This window comes from Acidovorax sp. FG60, assembly GCF_057808995.1.
Window position 1 is genome coordinate 144,893 of the sequence record NZ_JBMDJC010000004.1, and the last position, 22,655, is coordinate 167,547.

Sequence of the window (22,655 nt, forward strand, 5' to 3'; positions counted from 1 at the left end):
ACCTGCGAAAGTTGGTAGGTACGGCGGGCTGTGCGGGGCGAGAGTACGGCAAAAAGAATCAGCCAAAATGGCTCTATCGCCTTGCTGCATTGCATTGGCAGCTTCTGCTTTGATAGCAAAAAAAACTTGCACGGCACAAAACCACGTACAGGGTGCCGCGCGATTCTTCGGGGTCTTGGTGCGAATTGGCTACACCGCCGCCTGCAGATAGCGCCCCGCCAGCTCTGTCTGCGCGGCGGCGTCCACGCCCAGCACGTCCACCAGATACGGCTGCAGGCCGCCAAACTCGGTGTCTACCTTGTGCAGGGCGGCGTCCAGAAATTCTTCTTGCACGCGCCACAGCACGGCCAGCACTTCCTCGGGCGCGTGGCTGCCCATGCCTTCGGGGCGGCGGTAGAGGGTGTTGGTGAGCAGGTAGTCGTGCATAACCACGTCGCGCGGCACGCCCAGGGTGAGCAGGATGAGGGCGGCGGCAAAGCCGGTGCGGTCTTTGCCAGCGGTGCAGTGGAAGACGGTGGGGGTGTCGCTGGCCAGCAGCAGCTTGAACAGTTCGGCAAAGCGCGGGGCGTTGTCGTGCACAAAGCCGCGGTAGGTGTCTTGCATGAGCCCCACGGCGTCTTGCGCGGTGAGCTGGCGGCCGGTGCGTTGCAGGTCGAGCGCGCGCTGCACCACGGTGGGCTCGATGGCGAGCGGGTGGTAGGCGATGCCGGGCAGCGCGTAGGCATAGGCAGCGCTTTCGGCCTTGCCGCGAAAGTCCACTGCGCGGGCCACGCCCAGTTGGGCCAGCAGAGCCTGGTCCTCGGGGGTCAGGGCGGCGAGGTGGTCCGAGCGAAAGATGCGCCGCCACTTCACGGGCCGCCCGCCCTGGCCGGTGTAGCCGCCCAGGTCCCGAAAGTTGGTGGCGCCTGCTAGGGGGAGGGATCGGGTGGGGGTTTGCTCTTGCTGCATGGTGCGTGCGGGGAGTGTGGTGGGTGGGGGTATTGAAGCAACAAGGATAGTCGGGCGGTGCGGCAGGCGCATGTCGCACGGGTGGCTGGAGGAATGCATGGGGCGCGACCGTGTGCAGAATCCGGGGCATGCAGCGTTTTGTGCCCGTGCCCTCTGATTTGCAGCCCTGGCTGATGGCGGGGGTGGTGGTCGACGCCCCGGCGGAGCTGGCGCAGTCGCATTTTCCGGCGATGGTGTCGAGCATGCTGGTGGTGCGGCTGGCCGGGCAGGTGTGTTGCCAAGGAGCGCTGGTGCCGCCAGCGGCCTGGATCAGCGCCAGCACCACGGCCACGGTGTACGAACACGGTGGGCCGGTGCGGGCCGTGGGGCTGGTGCTGCAGCCTGAAGCCGCGGCGGCGCTGTTTGCCAGCGCACGCGGTTTGGTGAACACGCTGCGGCCGCTGGCAGAACTGGTGGGCCCTGGATGGACCGAGGTGGAGCACGGCGTGCATGCTGCGCAGGATGATGGCGCGCGGATCGCGGTGCTGTGCCAGTTCGTCCGGCAGCTGGTCGCGCCGCCGTCACCGTGTGAAGCACGGCGGCTGCAAGCCCTGGCCCTCTTGCAGGCGGCCCACGACGATGCCCCAGGCGCGGATCGGCGCATGGGCCTGAGCCAGCGGCAGTTTGAACGGCGCTTTGTGGCGAACTGGGGCATGGCGCCCAAGCAGTTTCAGGTGATTGCGCGGCTGAACAGCACGCTGGGCAACGCCCTCGCCGCGCCCGGCGGCCCGGTGGTGGACCTGGCGGCCGACCAGGGCTACTACGACCAGTCGCACATGGCGCGTGATGTGCGCAGGCTGGCGGGCCACCCGCTGCAGGCCCTGGTGCAGGGCACGCGCAGCCCGCTGACCGCACACTGGCCCTTGCAGATTGGGGCACAGACCCTGCTGCCGAATCAACCTGCCCCACCCGTGGAGCCCACGCGCAAGCGCTGAGCCAGGTACAGCGGCATCACAAACGCGAGGCCAATGCCAAAGCAGGCGGCGATGTAAGCCCAGCGCCACGCGCCCAGGCTGCGGTCTGCCGCCACCCAGGCGGAGAACGCCGCGGCAGCCAGGTACACGTCGCAGGTGATGCCGGTGGTCAATGCATTGGCAAAGGCATCGCGCCAGAAAACGTCGGGCATCACGCTGCCGCCCGCCAAAAAATACACGGTGTTGAAGTACCAAGGGACGGCCAGGCCCAGAAGGGCCAGCAGAAGAAAAAATGCGCGCAGGCGGGTGTGGTTTTGCATCGGTGCATGCGGCACTCTCAAGAGAAAGAGAGAGGCCTTGGGTAGTGAATCAATGCACCGATTGAATCCGCGCAGCCCCCTGGCGGGCTAGGAAAAAAACGACATGCCTCGCACCGGCGGACGAGCCGCTGCACGCCATCTTCATGAACTTACTGCGCGCGCGGCAGCGATGTCACAGCGCCATCCACCGGCAGCTCCTGCGTGCCCTTGGGGCAGGGCTGGTCGGTGTAGGTCGTGCGGCCGTCCTTCACGCACTTGCGCGGCTGCGGGGCCACGGGCTCAGACGCTCCACTGTTCGCAGAGCGGGCCTGTGCGGCAGGCTGCTGCTTGCCGGGCGGCAAGGTGTCGGGGCCGGGGCGGGTGATCTTCTTCCAGGCCTGCTCGGTCCATGGCCCGGCGTGGGGCAGCCACTGGTCGGCTGTCCACCATGCGGCGGCTGCGGCGGCCAGCAGCAGTGCGGCCAGAATGGACCAGAGGGTGCGTTCGCGGGTGCTGCGCATGGGGTGGGCCTGTGGTGTGGTGGGTGACCACCAAGCTTAAAACATCACGACGCCCACCCGACCACGCGGTATCACGGCTGCTTGCCTTTGGCCGCAGGGCGCCCGTAGCGCGCCGTGAGCGTGGCCTTGCCCAGGCTGTTGGCGTTGATCATGTAGCCGGCCAGCGCGGCGGTGGCGTCGGCAGGCAGGTCCAGGCGCGGCACCTTGAGCGCGTGCACGGTGAAGATGTAGCGGTGCGGCGCATCGCCTTCGGGCGGGCAGGCCCCGCCCCAGGCGGCCACGCCGTAGTCAATGCGCACATGGCTGGCGCCTGCGGGCAGCTTGGCGCCGCCGGCAGCACCCGCGTCGGGCCGCAGCTCGGTGGTGCTGGCGGGGATGTTGACCACCGACCAGTGCCACCAGCCCGAGCCGGTGGGGGCATCGGGGTCGTAGGCGGTGACGGCGAAGCTTTTGGTGGCTGCGGGTGCACCGCTCCAGCGCAGGGCGGGTGATTGGTTGTCGCCCGCACAGCCAAAGCCCTTGAACTCGAAGCGCTGGGGCAGTGTGCTGCCTTCGGCAAAGTCGGGGCTGGTGAGCGCGAAGGCCTGGGCGTGGGCGTGGGCGGCAGGGGCCAAGCCGATGGTGGCGAATGCTGCGATGGCGGCGCCAACGCGAAGGGGGCGTGAAAGTGGGTGGGTCATCTGAAAAGCTCCTTGCAGTAGCGGTGTGAAACAAGGGCTTGATGGTGCTGCACGCCGCGCCTTCGCATTGGCCCGGCGGCATCAATGGCTGTGCGCTGCGCGTCAGCCGCAGCCATCAGGGCCGCAGCTGCGAAGGCGGAAAGCCGAAACGTTCGCGAAAGGCCGCGCTGAAGCGGCTGTGCGATTCATAGCCGCAGCGGGCCGCAATCTCGGACACCTGCAGCGTGGTGCTCTGCAGCAGCACCAGCGCCGTCTCCAGCCGCACATCGCGCAGGCACTGGCTCACGGTTTCGCCCTCTTGCGCCAGGCGGCGCTGCAGGGTGCTGGCGCTGGTGGCAAAGGCGGCGGCGATGCGCTCCACCGTCCAGTCGGCCTGCGGGCTGGGGCCGACCAGGCGGCGCACGCGTTCAGCCCAGCCCAGCTCGCCGGGCGGCGCAAACACGATGCCCGCCTCGGCCAGCATCAGCAGCACTTCGAGCGCGCGGTGTTCGCGCAGTGCCTGCGAGCTGGCATCGCTCTCCAGCGCGGCCACGGCGCGCGTGAAACTGTCTTCAAAGGTGGCGTCGGCCGCCAGGCCTGCGCAGCCCTGCACCGGCGGGACGGCTGCAAACTGGCCGAACTGGCGGTGGAACTGCTCCACCAGCTCGGGCGCAAAACACAGGAGCCGCGCCGCATAGCGGCCCTGGGGCGCCGGGTCGTTCACCACCTCCCACTGCGCGCCACGCGGCAGCACAAACACCCGCCCGCGGGGGTAGCGGTGGCCGCCGCCGGGCGTGACCAGGTGCTTGGTGCCCGAGACCACCCAGCCCACCGAATCCATGCGTACGGTGACGGTGTGGATGCGGTGGTGGACCGTGGTGGCTATCTGCAAGGACAGTGCGGTTTCGCCCATCGTTCTTTCCCCTGGGGCTCAAGCGCCATCATCTGCGCGGCGCTGTGCCGGATGATGGCAGGCTTCAGCAGACGGCAGCACAAGCACCGTCAGCGCGTGCGCTCTTTCGTCACGCCCACATCGATGTCGCCAAACACGGTAACGCCGCTGGCACCCTGAGGCTGCTGCTGGCTGGCCGGGTCGCTGGAGCGCGCGGAGCCTGCGGTACTGCTGCAACCACCCAGCGCCCCGGCAACCGCCAAAGCCGCCAGCGTGGTGCGCCAGAAGCCTTGTGCGAACCGTGCGGGCGATGCGGCGTGTTCCGTGTGGAGCGGCTGCATCATTCGCCGCCCAGGTGGTTGCCCAGGATGCCCGCCAGCTCGAACATGCCCGCGCTGTCCTTGCCAAACACGGCGCGCAGCTTGTCGTCGGCGACGATGGTGCGCTTGTCCTTGGGGTCTTGCAGGTTGTGGGCCTTGATGTATTCCCACATCTTCTTCACGGCCTCGGGGCGCGCCACGGGTTCGTTGCCGATCACGGCAGCCAGCGCGGCACTGGGGGCCTTGCCAGCGGCGGCCTTGCGCGGTGCCTTGGTGGCAGCGGTCTTGGTGGCCGGGGCCTTCTTGGCTGCGGCAGGTTTGGCGGATTTTTTGGCTGCAGCGCTTGTCTTACCTGCCTTGGCAGCTATCGTTTTAGCAGCAGCGCCTGGGCGCGGCGGGAACTTGCTGGGCGCAAACTCAAAGTTGACTTTGCCCGCCTCCTTGTCCCACGCCAGGTGGGCCTTGAAGGCGCGGCGCGTGCGCATGCTCACGAACTTGTCGAGCAGGTCGGTCTTGCCGGTGTCCAGCAGCTTGGTCATCTGCTCGCGCTCCACAGGCTGTTGCAGGATGATCTTGCCGCTTTTGAAGGTGCAACTCGGTGTGGGCTGCGCAGCGGTGGGCACGGCCTTGCTGCACACGTAGTTGCTGCCGTGCTCATGCACTTCCGATCCGCAAATGGGGCAGGCACCCAGCGACGCGTCTTCAAACTCGACGATCTCGCCGGACTCTTCGCCTTTCTTGTCATCGCCAAAGTCGAATTCGAGCTTGTAGTTGTGCGCCTCGTCGTCGTACTTGATGACGATCTCGGACGTGAACGGCCAGCCCGCCTTGGAGCGGAAGCCTTCCAGCGGGCCGATCTTCTTGTCGCGCAGCAGGGCGTTGGCCTCTGCGGTTTCAAACGTGCGGCCTGCGGGCGACTTGCCAAAGCTGAAGCCGCAGCCTTCCGAGCCGGGTTTGCCCACGCAGGCAAAGCGGCGGTAGTTCTCTTTGACCACGCCGCCGCAGTTGGGGCACGGCGATTCGAGCGTGGCGTAGTCGCCGGGGATGGTGTCGCGGTCGTATTCCTTGGCCTTCTTGACCATGCGCTCGGTCATGGCGGCGATCTCGGCCATGAAGGATTCGCGGCTGAGCAGGCCCTTTTCCATTTGCGAGAGCTTGAACTCCCACTCGCCGGTCAGGTCGGCGCGGCAGAGTTCTTCGACCTCCAGCCCGCGCAGCAGCGTCATCAGTTGAAACGCCTTGGCCGTGGGGATGATCTCGCGGCCTTCGCGCAGCATGTACTTTTCAGTCAGCAGGCCTTCAATGATGGCCGCGCGCGTGGCTGGTGTGCCCAGGCCTTTTTCCTGCATGGCTTCGCGCAGTTCGTCGTCGTCGATCTGCTTGCCCGCGCTTTCCATGGCGCCGAGCAGCGTGGCTTCGGAATAACGTGCGGGCGGTTTGGTCTTGAGGCCCTTGGGGTCCACCTGCAGGGTGTTGACCATTTCACCGGGCTTCACGGGCACCAGGTTCTGGCCCTTGTCGCCGTCCCTGCCGCCTTCGACCTCGTCGGCCGCTTCCTTGCCGTAGATGGCCAGCCAGCCCGGCTTGACCAGCACCTTGCCTTCGGTCTTGAAGCTGTGGGGCGCCACGGTGCTGATGCGCGTGGTCACCGTGTATTCAGCGCTGGGGAAGAACACCGCCATGAAGCGGCGCACGACCAGGTCGTACAGCTTTTGCTCGGCCTCAGACAGACCACTGGGTGCCTGCAGCGTGGGGATGATCGCAAAGTGATCACTCACCTTGCTGTTGTCGAAGATGCGCTTGGACGGGCGGACGTAGTTGTTGTTCAGCACGGTGAGCGCGTGCGGCGCCAGGTGGCGCATGCCGCTGTCGGCCAGCATCTCGAAGGTCTGCTTGGCCACGGGCAGATAGTCTTCGGGCAGCGCGCGCGAGTCGGTACGCGGGTAGGTCAGGGCCTTGTGGCGCTCGTACAGGCTTTGCGCCAGGGCCAGCGTGGTCTTGGCAGAAAAGCCGAACTTGCCATTGGCCTCGCGCTGCAGGCTGGTCAAATCGAACAGCAGGGGCGAGGCTTGCGTGGTGGGCTTGCTCTCTTCGGTGACCGTGGCCTGCTTGCCGCGCACGGCGTTGGCAATCGCCTGGGCTTCGGCTGCAGACCACACGCGGTCGGCGCGGGCTTCCACATCCTCGCCCTTCTTCCACTTGGGGTCGAACCACTTGGCGGGGTATTCACCGGCCTGCGCACCGAAGGTGGCGTGGATTTCCCAATAGTCGCGGCTGATGAACTTGCGGATCTTTTCTTCGCGCTCCACCACCAGCGACAGGGTGGGCGTCTGCACCCGGCCCACGGTGGTCAGGAAGAACCCGCCGTCGCGCGAGTTGAACGCCGTCATGGCGCGCGTGCCGTTGATGCCCACCAGCCAGTCGGCCTCAGACCGGCTGCGGGCAGCACTGGCCAGGCCCGCCATCTGCTGCTCGGTGCGCAGGGCGTCAAAGCCGTCCCGGATGGCCTGGGGCGTCATGGATTGCAGCCACAGGCGCTTGACCGGCTTGCCCAGGGGCTTGGCGCCCCCGGCGTATTGCTCGATCAGGCGGAAGATCAGCTCACCCTCGCGGCCCGCGTCACAGGCGTTGATGAGTTGCGTCACGTCCTTGCGCTTGGCTTGCTTGACCACGGCGTTCAGGCGCGTCTTGGTCTTGTCCACGGGCTTCAGGTCGAAGTACGGTGGGATCACGGGCAGGTGCGCAAAGCTCCACTTGCCACGCTTCACGTCAAACTCTTCGGGCGCCTGGATCTCTACCAGGTGGCCCACGGCGCTGGTGACTACATAGCGGTCGTTCTCGAAGTGGTCTTCGTGTTTGTCGAACTTGCCGGCCACGGGGGTCAATGCGCGCACGATGTCTTGCGCGACAGAGGGTTTTTCTGCAATTACCAGGGTCTTGGTCATTTTGGGGCTCTCGCCAGTCATTCTGGTTGCCCGGGTTCCGGGCGCTTCTACAATTCGGGTCTCACGCGCATGCACACGCATACACGCGCACGCACACATGTGTGCACTATCAAGTTAACAGAGTTTTTGCCATGCCCCGCTCCGCATCGCCTGCCGCCCCCACCCTTGCACCGGGCCGCCGCATCCAGACCCGGCGCTCTGGCGTCCATGGCAAGGGCGTGTTTGCCGTGCAGGATATTGCGGAAGGCGAAGTCCTTGTGGAGTACACGGGCGAAGTGATTGGCTGGCAGGAAGCGCAGGACCGGCACCCGCACGACCCCCTGCAACCCAACCACACGTTTTACTTTCACGTGGATGAAGACCACGTGATCGACGCAAAGTTCGGCGGCAATTCGTCGCGCTGGATCAACCACAGCTGCAACCCCAACTGCTACGCCGATGAGCGGGACGGCCGCATTTTCATCACCGCGCTGCGCAACATCAAGGCGGGCGAAGAGCTGAACTACGACTACGGCCTGATCATCGAAGAGCGCTACACCAAGAAGCTCAAGGCCGAATACCCCTGCTGGTGCGGCAGCAAGAACTGCCGGGGCACGCTGCTGGCGCCCAAGCGCGGCTGGGCACCACCGGTGCCGTTGCCACCATCCAAACCCTCTCCAACCAAGTCTTCCGCCAAAAAAGCCAAAGCCCCCAACGCGCCTTCAACCACCAAGCCACGGGGCCGAAGCCAGTGAGCGCCGCCTCCCCCATCCGCTGGCCCGCCGAGGCCATCTGGGAAGCGGTGTCACCGCTGTTACCGGGCTTTACCGTCGAGGTGCTGCCCACCATCGACTCCACCAACACCGAGCTGATGCGCCGCGCGCGCAACGGCCAGTGCGAGCCCACGCTGCTGGTGGCCGAGCAGCAGACCGCCGGGCGCGGGCGGCTGGGACGGGTGTGGCAAAGCGGTGTGGATGTGAGCAGCGCCGGGCCGCCCCAAGCTGCGAAGGCCCCCTTGGGGGGCAGCGCCGCACGCGAAGCGGCAAGCGTGGGGGCCATACCATCCCTCATGATGTCGCTGGGGCTGCCGCTGGCGCCGCAGGATTGGTCGGGTCTCTCGCTCGCTGTGGGGGTGAGCGTGGCTGAAAGCCTGCAGCCCGTGCTGCCCGCTCTGGGCGCCGACCAGCCCGCGCGTGTGGGGCTCAAGTGGCCCAACGACCTCTGGCTGGGCGGCACGGCGGGTGACCGCAAGCTGGGCGGCATCCTGGTGGAGACCGCGAGTTTTGTGGCGCCCCAGGCAGCCTCTGCTGCAACAGCCAGTGCCAGCACCGCACGGTATGTGGTGGTGGGCATCGGCATCAACGTGCTGCCGCGCAGCGCCGAGGGCATGAGCATGCCGCCCGGCAGCTTGCAGGACGTAGAGCCCGGCCTGGACGCCCCCTCCGCCCTGCTGCGCATCGTGCCCGCGCTGGTGGCCATGCTGCAGTCGTTCGAGGGCTACGGCTTTGGCCCCATGCAGCCCCGCTTTGCAGCCCGCGATGTGCTGCAGGGCCGAGCCGTGACGCTGAGCGACGGCCACACCGGCACGGCGCACGGCGTGGGGGACGATGGTGCGCTGCTGGTGCACACTGCGGGCGGCATGCAAGCCATCACGAGTTCCGAAATCAGCGTGCGGCCCACTGCGGTGCCTCCGGTGTGAAAAAGCTCCCTTTGTTGATCTCGATGTTCCTGAAAGGCCGCGCTCCATGCTCCGTCTTGCCGTGATCGCACTGCTGCTGGCCAACGCGGGCTACTACGCGTGGTCGCAAGGGCTGCTCAAGGACTGGGGCTTTGCCCCCGAGGTACAGGCCGAGCCGCAGCGCATGAACCAGCAGATCCGACCCGAGACGCTGCAGATCCTGCGTGTGAACCCCAGCAAAACCTCTTCCTCCTCCTCTTCTTCGTCCTCCCCCCCGCCCTCTCCCTCCACCCCCGGCACGGCCACCGCATCGGCCGACGTGGCGTCTTCCGCCGCCTCCTCCCCACCCCCTGCCGATACCGCCGAATGCCTGCAGGCCGGTGTATTTGACGAGCGCCAGGCCGACGCCCTGCGTACCGCCGCCGCCAACCTGCCGCCGGGCAGCTGGCTGCTGGAGCCCACGCCCATCCCGGGCCGCTGGATGGTCTACATGGGCCGCTTTGAAGACCTGGAAACGCTGGACCGCAAACGCGCCGAACTGCGAGCCCGCAAGGTAGACCACGACCGGGCAGGCGGCACACTGGAATACGGCCTCTCGCTCGGCCGTTTTTCGTCCAAAGAGGCCGCAGAGCGCGAACTGGCCAACCTGGGCAACAAGGGCGTGCGCACGGCCCGCGTGATCCAGGAGCGGCCCGAGTCCCCCGGCTTCACGCTGCGCCTGCCCGCCGTGACCGACGCACTGCGCCCGCAGTTTGATGCGCTACGCAGCGCCATGGCGGGCAAGACGCTGCGCAACTGCGCGTAACCGCAGCAGCTGCGATGGCAGGGCCATCGCTTGCGCCGCCGGTTGTCACATCGGGACGGCGCGCGTCTCGCCGTGGCGCATGAGCCAGACCCGGTCCTGCGGCAGGCCGCGCTGCGCCAGTGCAGCGGCCACGTCGCGCGGAGGGTGGTCAAACGCCTCCTGCGTCAGCATGAACGTGCCCCAGTGCACGCCCATGGCCTGCTTGGCGTCCACATCCAGCATCAGCTGCACGGCGTCCTCGGGGTTCACGTGCATGGGCTTCATGAAATCGCGCGGCAGGTAGGCGCCGATGGGCAGGGCCAGGAAATCCACGGCCCCCAGGCGCTGGCGGATGGCCTTGAAGTCGTCGCTGTAGCCCGTATCGCCCGGAAACAGAAAACGCCAGGGGTCCCCAGCGTTCGGGCGCGCCCATTCCAGCGCATAGCCGCCCCACAGCGAGGCGTTGGTATCCCACGGGGTGCGGCGGCTCCAGTGCTGGGCGGGCGTGAAGTGCACCCGCACACCCGGGGCGATGTCGGTGTGTTCCCACCAGTTCAGCTCGGTCACGGGGCCCATGCCGCGCTGGGTGAACCAACCTCCCAGGCCCAGGGGCACCACAAAACGCGGCGACTGGCCCGCGTCGCGCAGGCGGCGCAAGGTGCCGTAGCACAGATGGTCGTAGTGGTTGTGCGAGATCAGCACCACGTCGATGGACGGCAACTGCTCGGGGGTCAGCGGTGCCGGTACGCGGCGTGGTGCGCCAAAGCGGCCGAGTGGCCCGGCAAAGCCGCACAGCGTCGGGTCCATCAGCACGTTCAGACCCGCCACCTGCAGCAGGATGGACACATGGCCCAGCCAGGTGACGACCGGTGCCTGCGGGCGCTGCGCCAGACGCGCGTGGTCCACGGGCGCGCTCCACTGCCGGGCAAAGGCTTCATAGCCCCCGGCGGGGTCCGAGCGGGGTTTGAAATCGCCGCGCAGCGAGCGCCACACCATCTCGTACCAGGGGAAATTGCCAATGACGACGCCGGGGTGGGTGTTGACAAAACGGCGGGGTGATGGAGGCATGGTGGCAGCTTGGGGTCAAAGAGGTCGCATGATGCCGCAGCCCAGCGCGGGGCGGCGGGGTGTAGTGCATCGCCCCTGCGGCGTGCCCGTATTCGGGCGGTGCTGTTCAGCCGCCCGCCACCTCATCGCGCGCGGCAAAACGCACGCTGAAGCGCGCGCCCGGCGGCTGCTGGCCCGGGCGTGCGTCTTCCAGGGTGACCTCGGCATCGTGCTTGCGCGCAATCTCCAGCACGATCGGCAGGCCCAGACCGGAGCCGTCGGCCTCGCTGCCCAACGCACGGTAGAACGGCTGGAACACCAGCTCGCGCTCGGCCTCGGGCACGCCGGGGCCTGAGTCTTCGACCTGCAGCAGCAGCACATGGCCAAACGTATCGGCCAGCACGCGGGCCGTGACCACGCCCGGCTTGTCGGGCGTGGAAGGGGTGTAGTTGAGGGCGTTGTCCACCAGGTTGCGCACCAGTTCCTTGAGCAGCGTAGGGTTGCCGTCGAGCATCACGCCGGACGAGCCCGGCTCTGAACCGTCGTAGCCCAGGTCGATGTGCCTTTCCAGGGCGCGGGGCACCGAGTCGCGCACCACCTCGATGGTGAGCCGGGCCAGGTCGCAGGGCTGGCGCGCAAAACCCACGCCGCTGCCCTCGGCGCGCGCCAGCGCCAGCAGCTGGTTGACGGTGTGTGTGGCGCGGATGCTGGAGCGGCCAATCTGCTGCAGCGAGCGCTTGAGTTCCTCGGTGCTGGTGCCCTCGCGCTGGGCCAGGTCGGCTTGCATGCGCAGGCCTGCCAGGGGCGTCTTGAGCTGGTGCGCCGCGTCGGCCAGAAAGCGCTTTTGCGTGGCCAGCGAGTCGTTCAGGCGCTGCAGCAGGTCGTTCACCGAGGCAACGAGGGGCGCCACTTCGAGCGGCACCGTGCGGTCGTCCAGCGGGGAGAGGTCGTCGGGGTTGCGCGCGCGGATGCGCTGCTCCAGCTGGTTGAGCGGCTGGATGCCCCGCGCCAGCGCCAGCCACACCAGCAACACGGCCAGCGGCAGGATCACGAACTGCGGCAGCATCACGCCCTTGATGATTTCGGTGGCCAGCACGCTGCGCTTTTCGCGCGTTTCGGCCACCTGCACCAGCGCCACGGGGGTGTCTGGCAAGGGCAGGCGCACCCAGATGTAGGCGACGCGGATCTCAATGCCGCGCATTTCGCCGTCGCGCAGGCGCACCTCGCCGGACATGGGCACCTCGTCGGCGGGCGGCTCGGGCAGCTCGCGCTCGCCGGAAAGGAACTCCCCGCCGGGGCCCAGCACCTGGTAGTAGACGATGTCGGACTCATCGGCTCGCAGGATCTCGCTGGCAGGCTGGGGCAGGTTGAACTGCACCTTGTTGCCCGCCACGCCCACCAGCTGGGCGAGGGCGTGGGCGTTGTATTCGAGCGCCCGGTCAAACGGCTTGTTGGCCAGGCCCTGCGCCACCAGCCAGGTCAGCGCCAGGCTGACGGGCCACAGCAGCAGCAGCGGCGTGAGCATCCAGTCGAGGATTTCGCCGAACAGGGATCGCTGCTCTCGCTGGAATATTTTCAAGGCGTTCGCCGTGGCGTTTTTGAATGATATTGGCCTCTAGCGCTTATCCATAAAGCGCCAGTAGCTATATTTTTATGAGCATTCATCAGCACGCAATCGCAGCTCACAGCCTGCGAAACTGGCGCAGCCCAAGCCAGTGCACCCGTGGAACTGGCTTCGCCAGGCCACCGGGTGCGTCCCCCTTCAAGGGGAAGGCGCCGAAGGCGACTCAGGGGGTGCATCTTCATCCTGGAATCTTCTCAAGGCAGTAGCCGAGGCCGCGCACGGTAGCAATGCGGATGGGCCCGCCTTCGATCTTCTTGCGCAGCCGGTGGATGTAGACCTCGATGGCGTTGTTGCTGACTTCTTCGCCCCACTCGCACAGGCGCTCCACCAGTTGTTCCTTGCTCACCAGGCGGCCCGCGCGCTGCAGCAGCACCTCCAAAAGGCCCAGCTCGCGCGCCGACAGCTCGATCATCTTGCCGTCGATGGTGGCCACGCGGCCGGCCTGGTCGTACACCAGCGGGCCGTGTTTGATGGCGCTGCTGGTGCCGCCCATTCCCCGCCGCGTGAGGGCGCGCACGCGGGCTTCGAGCTCCTGCAGGCTGAAGGGCTTGGCCATGTAGTCGTCGGCGCCAAAGTCCAGGCCCTTCACACGCTCTTCCACGCTGTCAGCGGCGGTGAGGATGAGCACGGGCAAGGCGGAGCCTCGGCCGCGCAGCTTTTTGAGCACCTCCAGCCCGTGCATCTTGGGCAGGCCCAGGTCCAGGATGAGCAGGTCGAATTCGTTGTTGGTCAGGAGCGCTGCATCGGCCTCGGTGCCGCTGGCCACGTGGTCCACCACGGCTCCCGAGGCGCGCAGGGTGCGCAGCAGGCCATCGGCCAGCACCTGGTCGTCTTCGGCAATGAGAATGCGCATGCGTTGTCTCCTGGTGAGGTGGCGGCGGTCTGGTGCCGCGCCTGTGCCACGATTTTAGGCGCCGCAGTGCCCCGCTGCGCCGAGAACACGGCGCCTGTGGCGCGCGTGTTCCCCGGCGGCCTTGCCCGTGAGCGCAAGGTTAGCGCGGGTCGTGCGCCAGCAGCTTGCTGACCAGGGCTTTCAGGTCGGCCTGCAGCCGCGCCATGCCCTCGGGCACCTGCGCCAGCGTGCGCTCGTCCATGTAGAGCTTGCGGTTGATCTCGACCTGGATGCTGTGGCGGTGCTGCGCTGGGTTGCCGTAGCGGCGCACCAGCTCCACGCCTTTGTAGGGGTGGTTGTATTCCACGCTGTAGCCACACGCGCGCAGGTGATCGCAGATCAGTGCGGACAGCGCGGGGCTGGCCGTGGTGCCGTCGCGGTCGCCCACCACGAAGTCGGCGTGTTCGAGGCCCGGAAACTCGGTGGCAAAGCGCCCGGCCACGGCGGGCATGGAGTGGCAGTTAAGGTGGATGCTGTAGCCGTGGCGCGCATGGGCGGCATCGATGGCCTGGGCCACTGCCGCGTGGTAGGGGCGCCAGCATTGGTCGATGCGCGCACGCACTTCGGCCACGGTGAGCTGGCGGTGGTAGATGGGCTCACCCTCGTCGGTGAACTTCCAGATCAGGCCCTTGCCCAGGCGCACCTTGCTGAGCACCTTGGGGTCGGTGGAGATGGGGTCGGTCCATTCGCCGTCGATCAGGCTGGTATCCAGCTCGGTGGTGTCGCGGTTGGCATCCAGGTAGATGCGGGGGAAGTGGGCCTCGACCCAGGCCACGCCCAGCGCAGGGGCAAAGGCGTAGATTTTTTCGACATGGGTGTCTTCCGCACGGCGCAGGGTGGCCAAGGCGAGGGCGGAGCCAAAGTCGGCGGGGTACTGAGTGCCGCTGTGGGGAGAGTCAAGCACCAGCGGTGTGCTGCCGGACACCGCAGTGACGGTGGCAGATGGTTGCGTGGCCTGCCCGGGTGAACCGGTGGCTCCCGGTTGGGCGTGCTGAAAGCGGTGGTGGATCAGTTTCAAGGCTGAATGCATAGGCAGAGTGTGCGCAAAATGGGGCGGCTGGCCTAGCCGTCCAGACCGGGCGAAGACCATGGTTATCCCTGTGATGGTCTTCCCCGGCTATGGCCGCCGGGCCCGCGGGCCCGGTGTGGGTTCAATCAAGCACCACCTTGGCGTAGGCGGCAACACCCTTCATTTTCTCGATCTCACGGGCGATCTGTGCGGTGAATTCCTTGGAGGTTGTACCGGAGGGGTACAGGCCCTGACCCGCCAGGCGCTCGCGCACGGCGGGTTCCTTGAGGGCCTGGGCCACGGCCTGCTGGATGCGGTCTATGGCCGCGGCGGGCGTCCCCGCCGGGGCCACCATGCCAAACCAGGAGGGCTCGTTGGCCTGTTTGTAGCCCACCGCCGCATAGGTGGGGACATCGGGCAGGACTTCCAGCCGCACTGGCCACGACACGGCCAGCGCCCTGAGCTTTCCAGCCTTGATGTGGGGCAGCGAGGAAGCCACCTGGTCAAAGTACACCCCGACCTGGCCAGCCAGCACGTCGTTGATGGCCGGACCCGCACCGCGGTAAGGGATGTGAACCATGGAGACACCTGCGCTGCGCTTAAACAGCTCGCCCCACATGTGTCCGATGGTGCCGTTGCCCGGAGTGGCATAAGCCACTTTGCCGGGGTTGGCCTTGAGATAGCTCACCAGCTCGGCGAGGTCTTTGACGGGCAGGACGGCGGGGTTGACCACCACCACGCCGGGCGCTTTCACGATCTCGGTCACGCCCACAAAGTCCTTGATCGGATCGTAAGGCAGCTTGCTGTACACGGCGGGGTTCACGCCGTGGGTGGACAGCGTGGCCACGCCCAGGGTCAAACCGTCCGCAGAGGCCCGCGCCACTTCAGCCATGCCGATGGAGCCGCCTGCGCCGCCCCGGTTTTCCAGCACCACGGGCTGCTTGAGGATGCGGGCCAGTGACTCCTGCAAGCTGCGGGCGGTGATGTCGGTAGCCCCGCCGGGGGGAAAGGGCACGATGATACGCAGAGGCCTGGCCTCTTGCGCCAAGGACATTCCAGGAACGAAAGATACAGCGGCCAGCGCTGAGAGCATGTGACGGCGTTGCATGGGTTCTTCTCCTATAAGGAGCCACAAGGTTAAGTGAGGCATACACAACCGCCAAGCAATGGATACGCCTGATAACATTCCATTGTGGAATGATTAAATCCAGCAACCATGTCCTCTCTTCGTCGGCTGTCGCCCCCTTTGCACCTGTTGCGCGCGTTTTCCATGGTCACGCGGTTTGGCAGCGTCTCGCGCGCTGCCGAGGCCTTGCACCTCACGCAAAGCGCGGTCAGCAAGCAGGTCAAGGAGCTGGAGGGCTGGGTGGGCGTGGCATTGTTTGAGCGCAGCCGCAAGCGCTTGGCGCTGACGCCCGCGGGCGAACGCTACGAGAAAGCCGTGCGCGCGGTGCTGGCGCAGCTGGAGGCCGCCACCCTGGAGCTGATCACCAGCGACGATGGTGGCGGGGCGCTGCACCTGTCCAGCCTGCCCACGTTTGCGGCCAAGTGGCTCATCCCGCGCCTGCCGCAGTTCCAGCAGCTGCACCCGCAGGTCACTCTGCACTTCGTGCCCTACGTGCACAGCTACGACTTCGAGCGGCCCGAGCTGGACTGCTCCATTCTGTTCGGTGAAGGCCACTGGCCCGGCGCACACGCGCACTACATCACGGGCAACGAGGTGGCCTTGATCGCCCCGCGCACCCGCGTGGCCGACTGGACCATCGACACGCCAGGCGATGTGGCCCACCACACATTGATGCGCCACGTGACGGTGCCCGAGGCCTGGCTGCGCTGGAGCGAGACACACGGGGTGGAGTCCCTCATCGACCCGCTGGCCGGGCCGCAGTTCGACCAGTTCCAGACCATGATCCGCGCGGTGATGGCCGGCATGGGCCTGGCGCTGGTGCCGCGCTGCCTGGTGCAGGATGAAATCACGGCGGGCCTGGTGCGCGAGCCCCTTGCCGACCATCCGCTGCGCGGCGGCTTCCGCAGCGACATGGGCTACTGGTTTTGTTACCCCGAGGGCCGCACGCAGCTGCAGGCGCTGCAGTGCTTTCGACAGTGGTTGCTGGCGTGTGAATCGCCCGGGGGTGAGACAGTGCTTTCGCCACCCACACCGGGTGCAGGGCCGATCGCGCTCGTTCCGCGGTGACGCCTTGCTGTGAACAGGCCGTCGTCAACATGGGTTGACGATAGAGCTATTCGTCAACTATAGTTGACGAATGCAAGCGCCACCCGCACTCCCCTCACCCGACAACCCCGAGGCCGCGCTGGCTGCCGTAGTCGCCTTGCGGCTGATGGCCGACCGGCTGGAAGCTGCCGCCGTGGCTGCGGCGCTGGAGCAAGGGTGGTCGTGGGCACAGATTGCCCAGGCCCTGGGCGTGAGCAAGCAGGCAGCGCACAAGCGCCTGTCACCCCACATGCCCCAGGCCCCACAGCGCCCCCGTTCTTGAGAAGGAGTTATCACCATGTTTCGCCAATTGCAGCACCGCTTCCAGAGCATGCGCACCCTGAGCCGCCTGTGCACCGGCGCCGAGGCACATGCCCGCGCAAGCGGCCAAGCCGCACCGGGGACAGAGCATTTTTTGCTGGCCGCCATCGACCTTCCCGATGGGTCGGCCCGGCGTGCGCTGGAGAGCATGGGCGTCGCACCCGCCGCCGTGCGGGATGCGATCGAGCAGCAGTACCGCGATGCGCTACGCAGCGTGGGGCTGGATGCAACCCTGCCGCAGGCGCCAGCCCTCGCGCCACCGGCCCCGGGCCTCTACCGGGCACAGCCATCGGGCCAGGAGGTCATGCAGACGCTGGCGCGCTCCCGCAAGAGCCAGGGCGGCCCCCTTCTGGGCGCCCACGTGGTGGCAGCGGTGGCCACCATGCCGCACGGCGTGGCGGCACGCACGCTGCGTGCCATGGGCATTGACGCTGACCAGCTGGTGGCAGCGGCGCAGGCCCAGGTGTCAACGGCAACAACAACCGCAACGGGTACAGCCGACTAGCCGGGTTCAGCGCATCAACATACCCGCCCCATCGCCGCCCGCATAGGCTTCCAGCCCAATCGCCACCACAGTGGCCACGTCATGGCCCACTTCGGCCCGGAACTCGGCCTCCGCCTGCGCCACAGCATCGCGAAACGCCTGCAGCCAGGCCAGCCCCGTGGACGTAAAACACACGCGGCGGGCGCGCGCGTCCAGCGGGTCGGCCTCGCGCGTGACCAGGCCCCAGGCCTCGCACTGGTCCACCAGGTTGGCCATGGCCTGCTTGGTCATGCCCGCGCGCTGGGCCAGGTCGGTCAACCGGTCGCCCTGCAAGGCCAGGTGCCGGGTGATGTGCACATGTGCTGCCGTCACCTGGTCGCGAGCCGCCAGGTTGGACAGCGCCAGCGGCACCTCCACGTTGTGCGCCATGAGCTGCAGCACGCGCGCGTCAAAACGCCGCATGGCGTGGCCGAACAGGCGACCCAGGTGGGTCTGGCGCCAGCCGTCTTCGGCAGGGGATGGAAGGAGCAAATCAGGCATCACCGAATTGTCAGGCAAACTGACTAAATTATCCTTGAAGACCTTGCAACAGCTCGCATAAACTACTGTTCAAGCATCCAGCCTGTGATTAACCGCAGAGCGATGCAAGCATCCAACCTGTTGTTTTTCAAGGAGTTTCTCATGGACGTCGCAGTCAAAGGCACCAACCCCGCATTGCCCGTGAACACCGAAAAGGCCAAGGCCCTGGCCGCTGCGCTCGCCCAGATCGAGAAGCAGTTTGGCAAGGGCACGATCATGCGCCTGGGTGAAGGTGAGGTGATCGAGGACATCCAGGTTGTCTCCACCGGCTCGCTGGGCCTCGATATCGCGCTGGGCGTGGGCGGCCTGCCCCGTGGCCGTGTGGTCGAGATCTATGGCCCGGAATCGTCGGGCAAGACCACGCTCACGCTGCAGGTTATTGCCGAGATGCAGAAGCTGGGCGGTACCTGCGCGTTTGTGGATGCCGAACACGCGCTGGATGTGCAGTACGCCCAGAAACTGGGGGTGCAACTGTCCGACTTGCTGATCAGCCAGCCCGACACCGGCGAGCAGGCGCTGGAAATTGTGGACAGCCTGGTGCGCTCCGGCGCCGTGGACCTGATCGTGGTGGACTCGGTCGCCGCGCTCACGCCCAAGGCCGAAATCGAAGGCGAGATGGGCGACGCGCTGCCCGGCCTGCAGGCCCGCCTGATGAGCCAGGCGCTGCGCAAGCTGACCGCCACGATCAAGAAGACCAATTGCATGGTCATCTTCATCAACCAGATCCGCATGAAGATCGGCGTGATGTTCGGCTCGCCCGAAACCACCACCGGCGGTAACGCGCTCAAGTTCTATGCCTCCGTGCGCCTGGATATCCGCCGCACCGGCACCATCAAGAAGGGCGACGAAGCCATCGGCAACGAAACCAAGGTCAAGGTGGTCAAGAACAAGGTGAGCCCACCCTTCAAGACAGCAGAGTTCGACATCCTGTTCGGCGAAGGCATCAGCCGCGAGGGCGAAATCATCGACATGGGCGTGACCGCCAAGATCGTGGAAAAGAGCGGTGCCTGGTACGCCTACAACGGCGAAAAAATCGGCCAGGGCCGCGACAACGCGCGTGAGTTCCTGCGCGAGAACCCCGACCTCGCCCGCGAGATCGAGAACAAGGTGCGCGAAGGCCTGGGCATTGCGCTGCTGCCTGGCGCACTGCAGGCCCCTGCCGCCACTGCGGACGAGTGAACTCCGAAGTTTCAAGCAAAATTGGCTGCTAGCGCTTGATTGGCAAGCGCTAACAGCTATCAAATTTGAAGCAAATAGATTCATGGGGTTCACCACGCTCTCGCTCAAGGGCCGGGCCCTGCGCCTGCTAAGCCAGCGGGAGCATTCCCGCAGCGAGCTGGCCGCCAAGCTGGCGCCCCATGCAGAGAGCCCCGAGGAGCTGGCCGCCCTGCTGGACCTGCTGGTGGAGCAGGACTGGCTGAGCGACCAGCGAGCGGCCCAATCCCTGGTGCACCGCCGTGGCCCCCGCCTGGGTGCAGCCCGCCTCGTTCGGGAACTGCGCAACCGGGGAGTGGCCGATGAGCTGGTGCGCGAGGCCACGGCCCCGCTGCTGACCACCGAGGTGCAGCGTGCCCGGGAGGTATGGCAGCGCAAGTTTGGCCAGGTGCCGCTGGACATGAAAGAACGCTCGCGCCAGGTCCGCTTCCTGATGGCACGCGGCTTCACGATGCATGCCATCCAGAAAGCCATTGGTGGCGATACGGACGGCGACACGAATGACGAGAACCCTTGCGCCACCTGACCCAACCTGGCAGCGTCCGCAAGCTAGGCCAGGCCAGGCCCGGTCAGCGCTGTGTTGTCAACTCTGCAGAGGTACTGCTGGCTGAGGGTGCCGCAAGCACCTCGGGTGGCAAGGGTACCCACCGGGCATCCAGGCCATTGGGGTCCACCACATACACGATGGCCTGGCCCGAGCCTCGGTCGCTCAGGATGCCCGTGATCCATGGGGCATGCGCAGACACGCTGCCGGGCACTGGGTGCACGCTGTCCTGCGACACCACGCCCACCAGACGCTCCACCAACAGCACCACAGGGCGGCCCTGGCTCTTGACCACGACCGCCACGGCCCGCCGAGGGTCGGCCAATGCAGACAGGCCCGCAATGCGGCAGGCGTCATAGGCGGGCGCCATGCGGGTGCCGCCTTCGTGGGCAATCTCCAGCATGCCGACCAACTGCGCCGGGCCCGGCACCTGCACCAGGCGCGCGGCCGACATGGCCTGCTGCACGTGCATGCTGTCAATGGCCAGCAGCAGGGCGCCACAGGCCACCACACCATAGCGGCGCACATTGCCGCCCGCCCCCTGCACAGATGACTGCGGCAAGGCCAGGGCACCGCCGCTGACCACGGCGGGCTGTACGGGCATCAGCAAGACGGAGTACACGGGTTCCCGGTATCCATCGTCGCGCTTGAATTCCCGGTATCCGGTGCTGACCGCCACACCCGCCAGATAGTCCTGCCCTTGCCAGTGCACGCGCTGCGCGGTGGCGGGCAGGACCGACGCAGTCGCCGCAGAGGAAGTTCTTGCGCCCTGCCCGGGCTGCCGCCCTGCGGCGGCGGGTGGCACTGCGGCCCGTGCGATATCTGCCACAAAAGGCAACACAGGTTGCGCACCGCCCTGAGCGGCATCCGGGCCATCCTCGTCTGCGCTGGCTAGCACGCGCCCCTGCGCATCGGTGAAGAAGCCGCGCATGCCCTGGCCCTGCGGCAGTGCGTCGCGCAGCATGGCCTTCAGCTCGGTGGCGCAGTTGAAGGCCAGCGCGATGCCGCCCACCACCGGGCCGCCCGGCGCAGCGCGCAGCGCGGCGCAGTACACATAGGCGGGCAGCCCATCGGCCAGCGCCTGCGGCTGCATGGGCGACACGACGTAGGCCTGCGAACCTTGCAAGGCCAGAGTGCGCCGGACCAGGTCGGCATCCAGTTGCAGGTCGGCGGGCAGCGTGCTGGCATCGCAGGACACGGCCACCACGCGCCCCTGGCGGTCAAACAGCGCCACGCGCCGGTACACCGTGTAGAGGCTGTTGAGGTGCGCGAGGATCTGTGCCGCGCGCTGTGCTGCAGCGGCTGATTGCCCGGGCACGCCCCGAGCCTGGATGTCACCCAGCGCATGGGCCAGTTCTTCGGACAGCGCCCACCAGCGGCAGTCGTTGGCACGTTCGTAGAGATTGCGATCCATGATGCGGACCGCCAGGCCGGCATGGGCCTTCATCTCGGCGCGGCGCCCTGCCAGTAGCAGTCCGCGCAGTTCCTGGATGGCACCGTCGAAGACGGCAATGGTGTCCTTGCCCGTACGCCCGATCTGGTCAAACACGGCATGGATCGACGAGCCTGCGCTCACCGCCGATTCGGCCACCTTGCCATTCCAGATCACGCGGGTAAGCCCTTCTTCGATGGCGCGGGCGCGTTCCACAATGGCGCGCAGCATGGGATCATCCACCTCCATGCGCGCCGCCTCAGCCGTCGCCGGCGCGCCACCGCCCCCTGCAGACTCCTGCATACCTTGCTCGCCCTTGAACGCCGCATCCAGCCGCACCAGCGCCACCGCCCGCCAGGGCAGGCCTTGGTAGCCCTGGTAGCCCCGGGTGGTGCGCGCCTGCGCCAGGTAGTCGTGGCCCCGGTGGGTGCAAGGGCGGGCGTCAAGCGACTGCAGAGAGCCAGTGGCCAGGACCTCGCCCACCGAGAATTCAGCGGGCTTGCTGGACGCAATGACACGATCACTGCCATCCACGAGCAGCAGCGCCACGCGGTCCTCGGGGTCGCGCAGGTCGGCAAAGATCGACTCCAGCTCGGAATGGAGTCCAAAGCGCAGCACCACGGCCCCGCAGGCGCGCCCCTGCGCCGATACAACGCGGTGCACATACAGCAGCAGATCGCCTTCGCCGGGATACCAGTCCGAGGCACCGTAGTGCTCGCCATAACCGGGCCTGTCCATCGCACCCCGCCACCACGAGGGCTCCTGCACAACCAAGGCCTCGGTCACCTGCCGGTCTTGCAGGCCCAGCAACGGATGGGCACAGGCATCCAGCAGCAGGATGTCGTCATAGACGGTGTATTTGGCGCGGTACTCTTGCAACCGCTTGCGCAGCAGCGTGGCGGCATCGGGGTCGCCTTGGACTGCCGCAGCCTCCACAAAAGCCACCAGCGGTCCATCGGTGGCGATGAAGCCGACATCGGCCGTGCGCTCGAAAAGGTTGCGCACCAGAATATCGATGGCCACCTGGGCGCGGGACGCCAGGTCGCCCATGCGGTTGCTCAGGTGGGTGGTGGCAATGTGCTCCACCATCTCCTGGGCCAGCGTGGCGAACGCGGTACGCGTCTGGTCCAGTGTATGCAGGAAACCCGCCGCCTCGCCCGGGCACACGATGCGTGCAGTGGTGTCGATGACCTCCCAGCGAAGATCCAGGCGCTGCAACGCAGCCTCGAGCTTCTGCAGCGACCGCATCTGCGGCGCCACGATGTCATAAGACAGTGGAAAACCCATCAGCCCCCCCCAAACATACGGCGTGCGCCAG

At 66.9% G+C, this 22,655-nt stretch carries 23 protein-coding genes; 9 read left to right on the forward strand and 14 right to left on the reverse strand.

What is annotated here, in order from left to right:
• Positions 1 to 189: 189 nt before the first annotated feature.
• Positions 190 to 948, reverse strand: coding sequence for a tyrosine-protein phosphatase (locus ACODS0_RS07845; protein ID WP_488834071.1), 759 nt, complete (start codon positions 946 to 948; stop codon positions 190 to 192).
• A gap of 128 nt (positions 949 to 1,076) precedes the next feature.
• Between ACODS0_RS07845 and ACODS0_RS07850 the strand changes: the two genes are divergently transcribed.
• Positions 1,077 to 1,922, forward strand: a complete 846-nt coding sequence (locus tag ACODS0_RS07850) for a helix-turn-helix domain-containing protein (protein WP_488834073.1) — start codon at positions 1,077 to 1,079, stop codon at positions 1,920 to 1,922.
• On the opposite strand, the gene ACODS0_RS07855 is transcribed toward ACODS0_RS07850, so the two are convergent.
• The 6 genes from ACODS0_RS07855 to ACODS0_RS07880 form a co-directional block, all read right to left on the reverse strand.
• On the reverse strand, positions 1,883 to 2,221 hold the full coding sequence (locus ACODS0_RS07855) for a DUF2834 domain-containing protein (protein ID WP_488834075.1): 339 nt from the start codon (positions 2,219 to 2,221) through the stop codon (positions 1,883 to 1,885). The genes ACODS0_RS07850 and ACODS0_RS07855 overlap by 40 nt on opposite strands.
• 149 nt (positions 2,222 to 2,370) lie before the next feature.
• Positions 2,371 to 2,721 (reverse strand): DUF4124 domain-containing protein, encoded by a 351-nt coding sequence (locus tag ACODS0_RS07860; protein WP_055401712.1) that lies wholly within the window; start codon positions 2,719 to 2,721, stop codon positions 2,371 to 2,373.
• Between the two features lie 71 nt (positions 2,722 to 2,792).
• A complete protein-coding gene (locus ACODS0_RS07865) occupies positions 2,793 to 3,401 on the reverse strand; it encodes a YbhB/YbcL family Raf kinase inhibitor-like protein (protein ID WP_488834078.1) in 609 nt (202 codons plus the stop codon).
• Positions 3,402 to 3,516: 115 nt separating this feature from the next.
• Positions 3,517 to 4,293, reverse strand: coding sequence for a helix-turn-helix transcriptional regulator (locus ACODS0_RS07870; RefSeq protein WP_488834081.1), 777 nt, complete (start codon positions 4,291 to 4,293; stop codon positions 3,517 to 3,519).
• Positions 4,294 to 4,382: 89 nt separating this feature from the next.
• Complete coding sequence (locus ACODS0_RS07875; RefSeq protein WP_055401716.1) at positions 4,383 to 4,613, reverse strand: hypothetical protein; 231 nt, start codon at positions 4,611 to 4,613, stop codon at positions 4,383 to 4,385.
• Complete coding sequence (locus ACODS0_RS07880) at positions 4,613 to 7,537, reverse strand: DNA topoisomerase III (protein WP_488834083.1); 2,925 nt, start codon at positions 7,535 to 7,537, stop codon at positions 4,613 to 4,615. Before ACODS0_RS07880 ends, ACODS0_RS07875 begins: the two co-directional genes overlap by 1 nt.
• Before the next feature lie 131 nt (positions 7,538 to 7,668).
• Between ACODS0_RS07880 and ACODS0_RS07885 the strand changes: the two genes are divergently transcribed.
• Genes ACODS0_RS07885 through ACODS0_RS07895 form a run of 3 tightly spaced genes read left to right on the forward strand, consistent with a single transcriptional unit; the run spans position 7,669 to position 9,999 of the window.
• On the forward strand, positions 7,669 to 8,271 hold the full coding sequence (locus tag ACODS0_RS07885) for an SET domain-containing protein (protein WP_488834085.1): 603 nt from the start codon (positions 7,669 to 7,671) through the stop codon (positions 8,269 to 8,271).
• Positions 8,268 to 9,215 carry a biotin--[acetyl-CoA-carboxylase] ligase gene (locus ACODS0_RS07890; RefSeq protein WP_176887494.1) on the forward strand — a complete coding sequence of 316 codons (948 nt, stop codon included), beginning with the start codon at positions 8,268 to 8,270 and terminating at the stop codon, positions 9,213 to 9,215. Before ACODS0_RS07885 ends, ACODS0_RS07890 begins: the two co-directional genes overlap by 4 nt.
• Positions 9,216 to 9,261: 46 nt before the next feature.
• Positions 9,262 to 9,999, forward strand: coding sequence for an SPOR domain-containing protein (locus tag ACODS0_RS07895; protein WP_431151192.1), 738 nt, complete (start codon positions 9,262 to 9,264; stop codon positions 9,997 to 9,999).
• A 45-nt stretch (positions 10,000 to 10,044) separates the two neighbouring features.
• On the opposite strand, the gene ACODS0_RS07900 is transcribed toward ACODS0_RS07895, so the two are convergent.
• The 5 genes from ACODS0_RS07900 to ACODS0_RS07920 all read right to left on the reverse strand — a co-directional run bounded on the left by ACODS0_RS07900 (position 10,045) and on the right by ACODS0_RS07920 (position 15,658).
• The gene (locus ACODS0_RS07900) at positions 10,045 to 11,046 is read right to left on the reverse strand and encodes an MBL fold metallo-hydrolase (protein WP_488834088.1); all 1,002 of its coding nucleotides are present in this window, start codon (positions 11,044 to 11,046) and stop codon (positions 10,045 to 10,047) included.
• Positions 11,047 to 11,152: 106 nt separating this feature from the next.
• Positions 11,153 to 12,604, reverse strand: coding sequence for a sensor histidine kinase (locus ACODS0_RS07905; protein ID WP_488834090.1), 1,452 nt, complete (start codon positions 12,602 to 12,604; stop codon positions 11,153 to 11,155).
• A gap of 223 nt (positions 12,605 to 12,827) precedes the next feature.
• On the reverse strand, positions 12,828 to 13,502 hold the full coding sequence (locus ACODS0_RS07910) for a response regulator (protein ID WP_055394601.1): 675 nt from the start codon (positions 13,500 to 13,502) through the stop codon (positions 12,828 to 12,830).
• Positions 13,503 to 13,641: 139 nt separating this feature from the next.
• On the reverse strand, positions 13,642 to 14,571 hold the full coding sequence (locus tag ACODS0_RS07915; protein ID WP_488834092.1) for an N-formylglutamate amidohydrolase: 930 nt from the start codon (positions 14,569 to 14,571) through the stop codon (positions 13,642 to 13,644).
• A 121-nt stretch (positions 14,572 to 14,692) separates the two neighbouring features.
• Positions 14,693 to 15,658: a Bug family tripartite tricarboxylate transporter substrate binding protein gene (locus tag ACODS0_RS07920; protein ID WP_228897203.1), complete on the reverse strand. Its 966-nt coding sequence runs from the start codon at positions 15,656 to 15,658 to the stop codon at positions 14,693 to 14,695.
• A 108-nt stretch (positions 15,659 to 15,766) separates the two neighbouring features.
• Between ACODS0_RS07920 and ACODS0_RS07925 the strand changes: the two genes are divergently transcribed.
• From ACODS0_RS07925 to ACODS0_RS07935, 3 genes are all read left to right on the forward strand, one after another.
• Positions 15,767 to 16,744: a LysR substrate-binding domain-containing protein gene (locus ACODS0_RS07925; RefSeq protein WP_488834095.1), complete on the forward strand. Its 978-nt coding sequence runs from the start codon at positions 15,767 to 15,769 to the stop codon at positions 16,742 to 16,744.
• Between the two features lie 70 nt (positions 16,745 to 16,814).
• Positions 16,815 to 17,045, forward strand: coding sequence for a helix-turn-helix domain-containing protein (locus tag ACODS0_RS07930; protein ID WP_121421570.1), 231 nt, complete (start codon positions 16,815 to 16,817; stop codon positions 17,043 to 17,045).
• A 15-nt stretch (positions 17,046 to 17,060) separates the two neighbouring features.
• A complete protein-coding gene (locus ACODS0_RS07935; RefSeq protein ID WP_488834097.1) occupies positions 17,061 to 17,588 on the forward strand; it encodes a Clp protease N-terminal domain-containing protein in 528 nt (175 codons plus the stop codon).
• A 6-nt stretch (positions 17,589 to 17,594) separates the two neighbouring features.
• Here the strand turns inward: ACODS0_RS07935 and ACODS0_RS07940 are convergent, their stop codons facing one another.
• Positions 17,595 to 18,107: a MarR family winged helix-turn-helix transcriptional regulator gene (locus ACODS0_RS07940; protein WP_488834098.1), complete on the reverse strand. Its 513-nt coding sequence runs from the start codon at positions 18,105 to 18,107 to the stop codon at positions 17,595 to 17,597.
• 141 nt (positions 18,108 to 18,248) lie between these two features.
• Here ACODS0_RS07940 and recA point away from each other — a divergent pair, with 141 nt between their 5' ends.
• Both recA and recX read left to right on the forward strand, forming a co-directional pair.
• Complete coding sequence (gene recA / locus ACODS0_RS07945; protein WP_121422935.1) at positions 18,249 to 19,325, forward strand: recombinase RecA; 1,077 nt, start codon at positions 18,249 to 18,251, stop codon at positions 19,323 to 19,325.
• An 82-nt stretch (positions 19,326 to 19,407) separates the two neighbouring features.
• Complete coding sequence (gene recX, locus ACODS0_RS07950; RefSeq protein WP_121508199.1) at positions 19,408 to 19,887, forward strand: recombination regulator RecX; 480 nt, start codon at positions 19,408 to 19,410, stop codon at positions 19,885 to 19,887.
• A gap of 43 nt (positions 19,888 to 19,930) precedes the next feature.
• On the opposite strand, the gene ACODS0_RS07955 is transcribed toward recX, so the two are convergent.
• The gene (locus ACODS0_RS07955; protein ID WP_488834100.1) at positions 19,931 to 22,624 is read right to left on the reverse strand and encodes a chemotaxis protein CheW; all 2,694 of its coding nucleotides are present in this window, start codon (positions 22,622 to 22,624) and stop codon (positions 19,931 to 19,933) included.
• Between the last annotated feature and the right edge of the window lie 31 nt (positions 22,625 to 22,655).

Excerpts from the sequence above, each read along its gene's own strand:
- ACODS0_RS07845 (WP_488834071.1), bottom strand. The coding sequence starts at position 948 with ATGCAGCAAGAGCAAACCCCCACCCGATCCCTCCCCCTAGCAGGCGCC.
- ACODS0_RS07850 (WP_488834073.1), top strand. The coding sequence starts at position 1,077 with ATGCAGCGTTTTGTGCCCGTGCCCTCTGATTTGCAGCCCTGGCTGATG.
- ACODS0_RS07855 (WP_488834075.1), bottom strand. The coding sequence starts at position 2,221 with ATGCAAAACCACACCCGCCTGCGCGCATTTTTTCTTCTGCTGGCCCTT.
- ACODS0_RS07860 (WP_055401712.1), bottom strand. The coding sequence starts at position 2,721 with ATGCGCAGCACCCGCGAACGCACCCTCTGGTCCATTCTGGCCGCACTG.
- ACODS0_RS07865 (WP_488834078.1), bottom strand. The coding sequence starts at position 3,401 with ATGACCCACCCACTTTCACGCCCCCTTCGCGTTGGCGCCGCCATCGCA.
- ACODS0_RS07870 (WP_488834081.1), bottom strand. The coding sequence starts at position 4,293 with ATGGGCGAAACCGCACTGTCCTTGCAGATAGCCACCACGGTCCACCAC.
- ACODS0_RS07875 (WP_055401716.1), bottom strand. The coding sequence starts at position 4,613 with ATGCAGCCGCTCCACACGGAACACGCCGCATCGCCCGCACGGTTCGCA.
- ACODS0_RS07880 (WP_488834083.1), bottom strand. The coding sequence starts at position 7,537 with ATGACCAAGACCCTGGTAATTGCAGAAAAACCCTCTGTCGCGCAAGAC.
- ACODS0_RS07885 (WP_488834085.1), top strand. The coding sequence starts at position 7,669 with ATGCCCCGCTCCGCATCGCCTGCCGCCCCCACCCTTGCACCGGGCCGC.
- ACODS0_RS07895 (WP_431151192.1), top strand. The coding sequence starts at position 9,262 with ATGCTCCGTCTTGCCGTGATCGCACTGCTGCTGGCCAACGCGGGCTAC.
- ACODS0_RS07900 (WP_488834088.1), bottom strand. The coding sequence starts at position 11,046 with ATGCCTCCATCACCCCGCCGTTTTGTCAACACCCACCCCGGCGTCGTC.
- ACODS0_RS07910 (WP_055394601.1), bottom strand. The coding sequence starts at position 13,502 with ATGCGCATTCTCATTGCCGAAGACGACCAGGTGCTGGCCGATGGCCTG.
- ACODS0_RS07915 (WP_488834092.1), bottom strand. The coding sequence starts at position 14,571 with ATGCATTCAGCCTTGAAACTGATCCACCACCGCTTTCAGCACGCCCAA.
- ACODS0_RS07920 (WP_228897203.1), bottom strand. The coding sequence starts at position 15,658 with ATGCAACGCCGTCACATGCTCTCAGCGCTGGCCGCTGTATCTTTCGTT.
- ACODS0_RS07925 (WP_488834095.1), top strand. The coding sequence starts at position 15,767 with ATGTCCTCTCTTCGTCGGCTGTCGCCCCCTTTGCACCTGTTGCGCGCG.
- ACODS0_RS07930 (WP_121421570.1), top strand. The coding sequence starts at position 16,815 with ATGCAAGCGCCACCCGCACTCCCCTCACCCGACAACCCCGAGGCCGCG.
- ACODS0_RS07935 (WP_488834097.1), top strand. The coding sequence starts at position 17,061 with ATGTTTCGCCAATTGCAGCACCGCTTCCAGAGCATGCGCACCCTGAGC.
- ACODS0_RS07940 (WP_488834098.1), bottom strand. The coding sequence starts at position 18,107 with ATGCCTGATTTGCTCCTTCCATCCCCTGCCGAAGACGGCTGGCGCCAG.
- recA (WP_121422935.1), top strand. The coding sequence starts at position 18,249 with ATGGACGTCGCAGTCAAAGGCACCAACCCCGCATTGCCCGTGAACACC.
- recX (WP_121508199.1), top strand. The coding sequence starts at position 19,408 with ATGGGGTTCACCACGCTCTCGCTCAAGGGCCGGGCCCTGCGCCTGCTA.
- ACODS0_RS07955 (WP_488834100.1), bottom strand. The coding sequence starts at position 22,624 with ATGGGTTTTCCACTGTCTTATGACATCGTGGCGCCGCAGATGCGGTCG.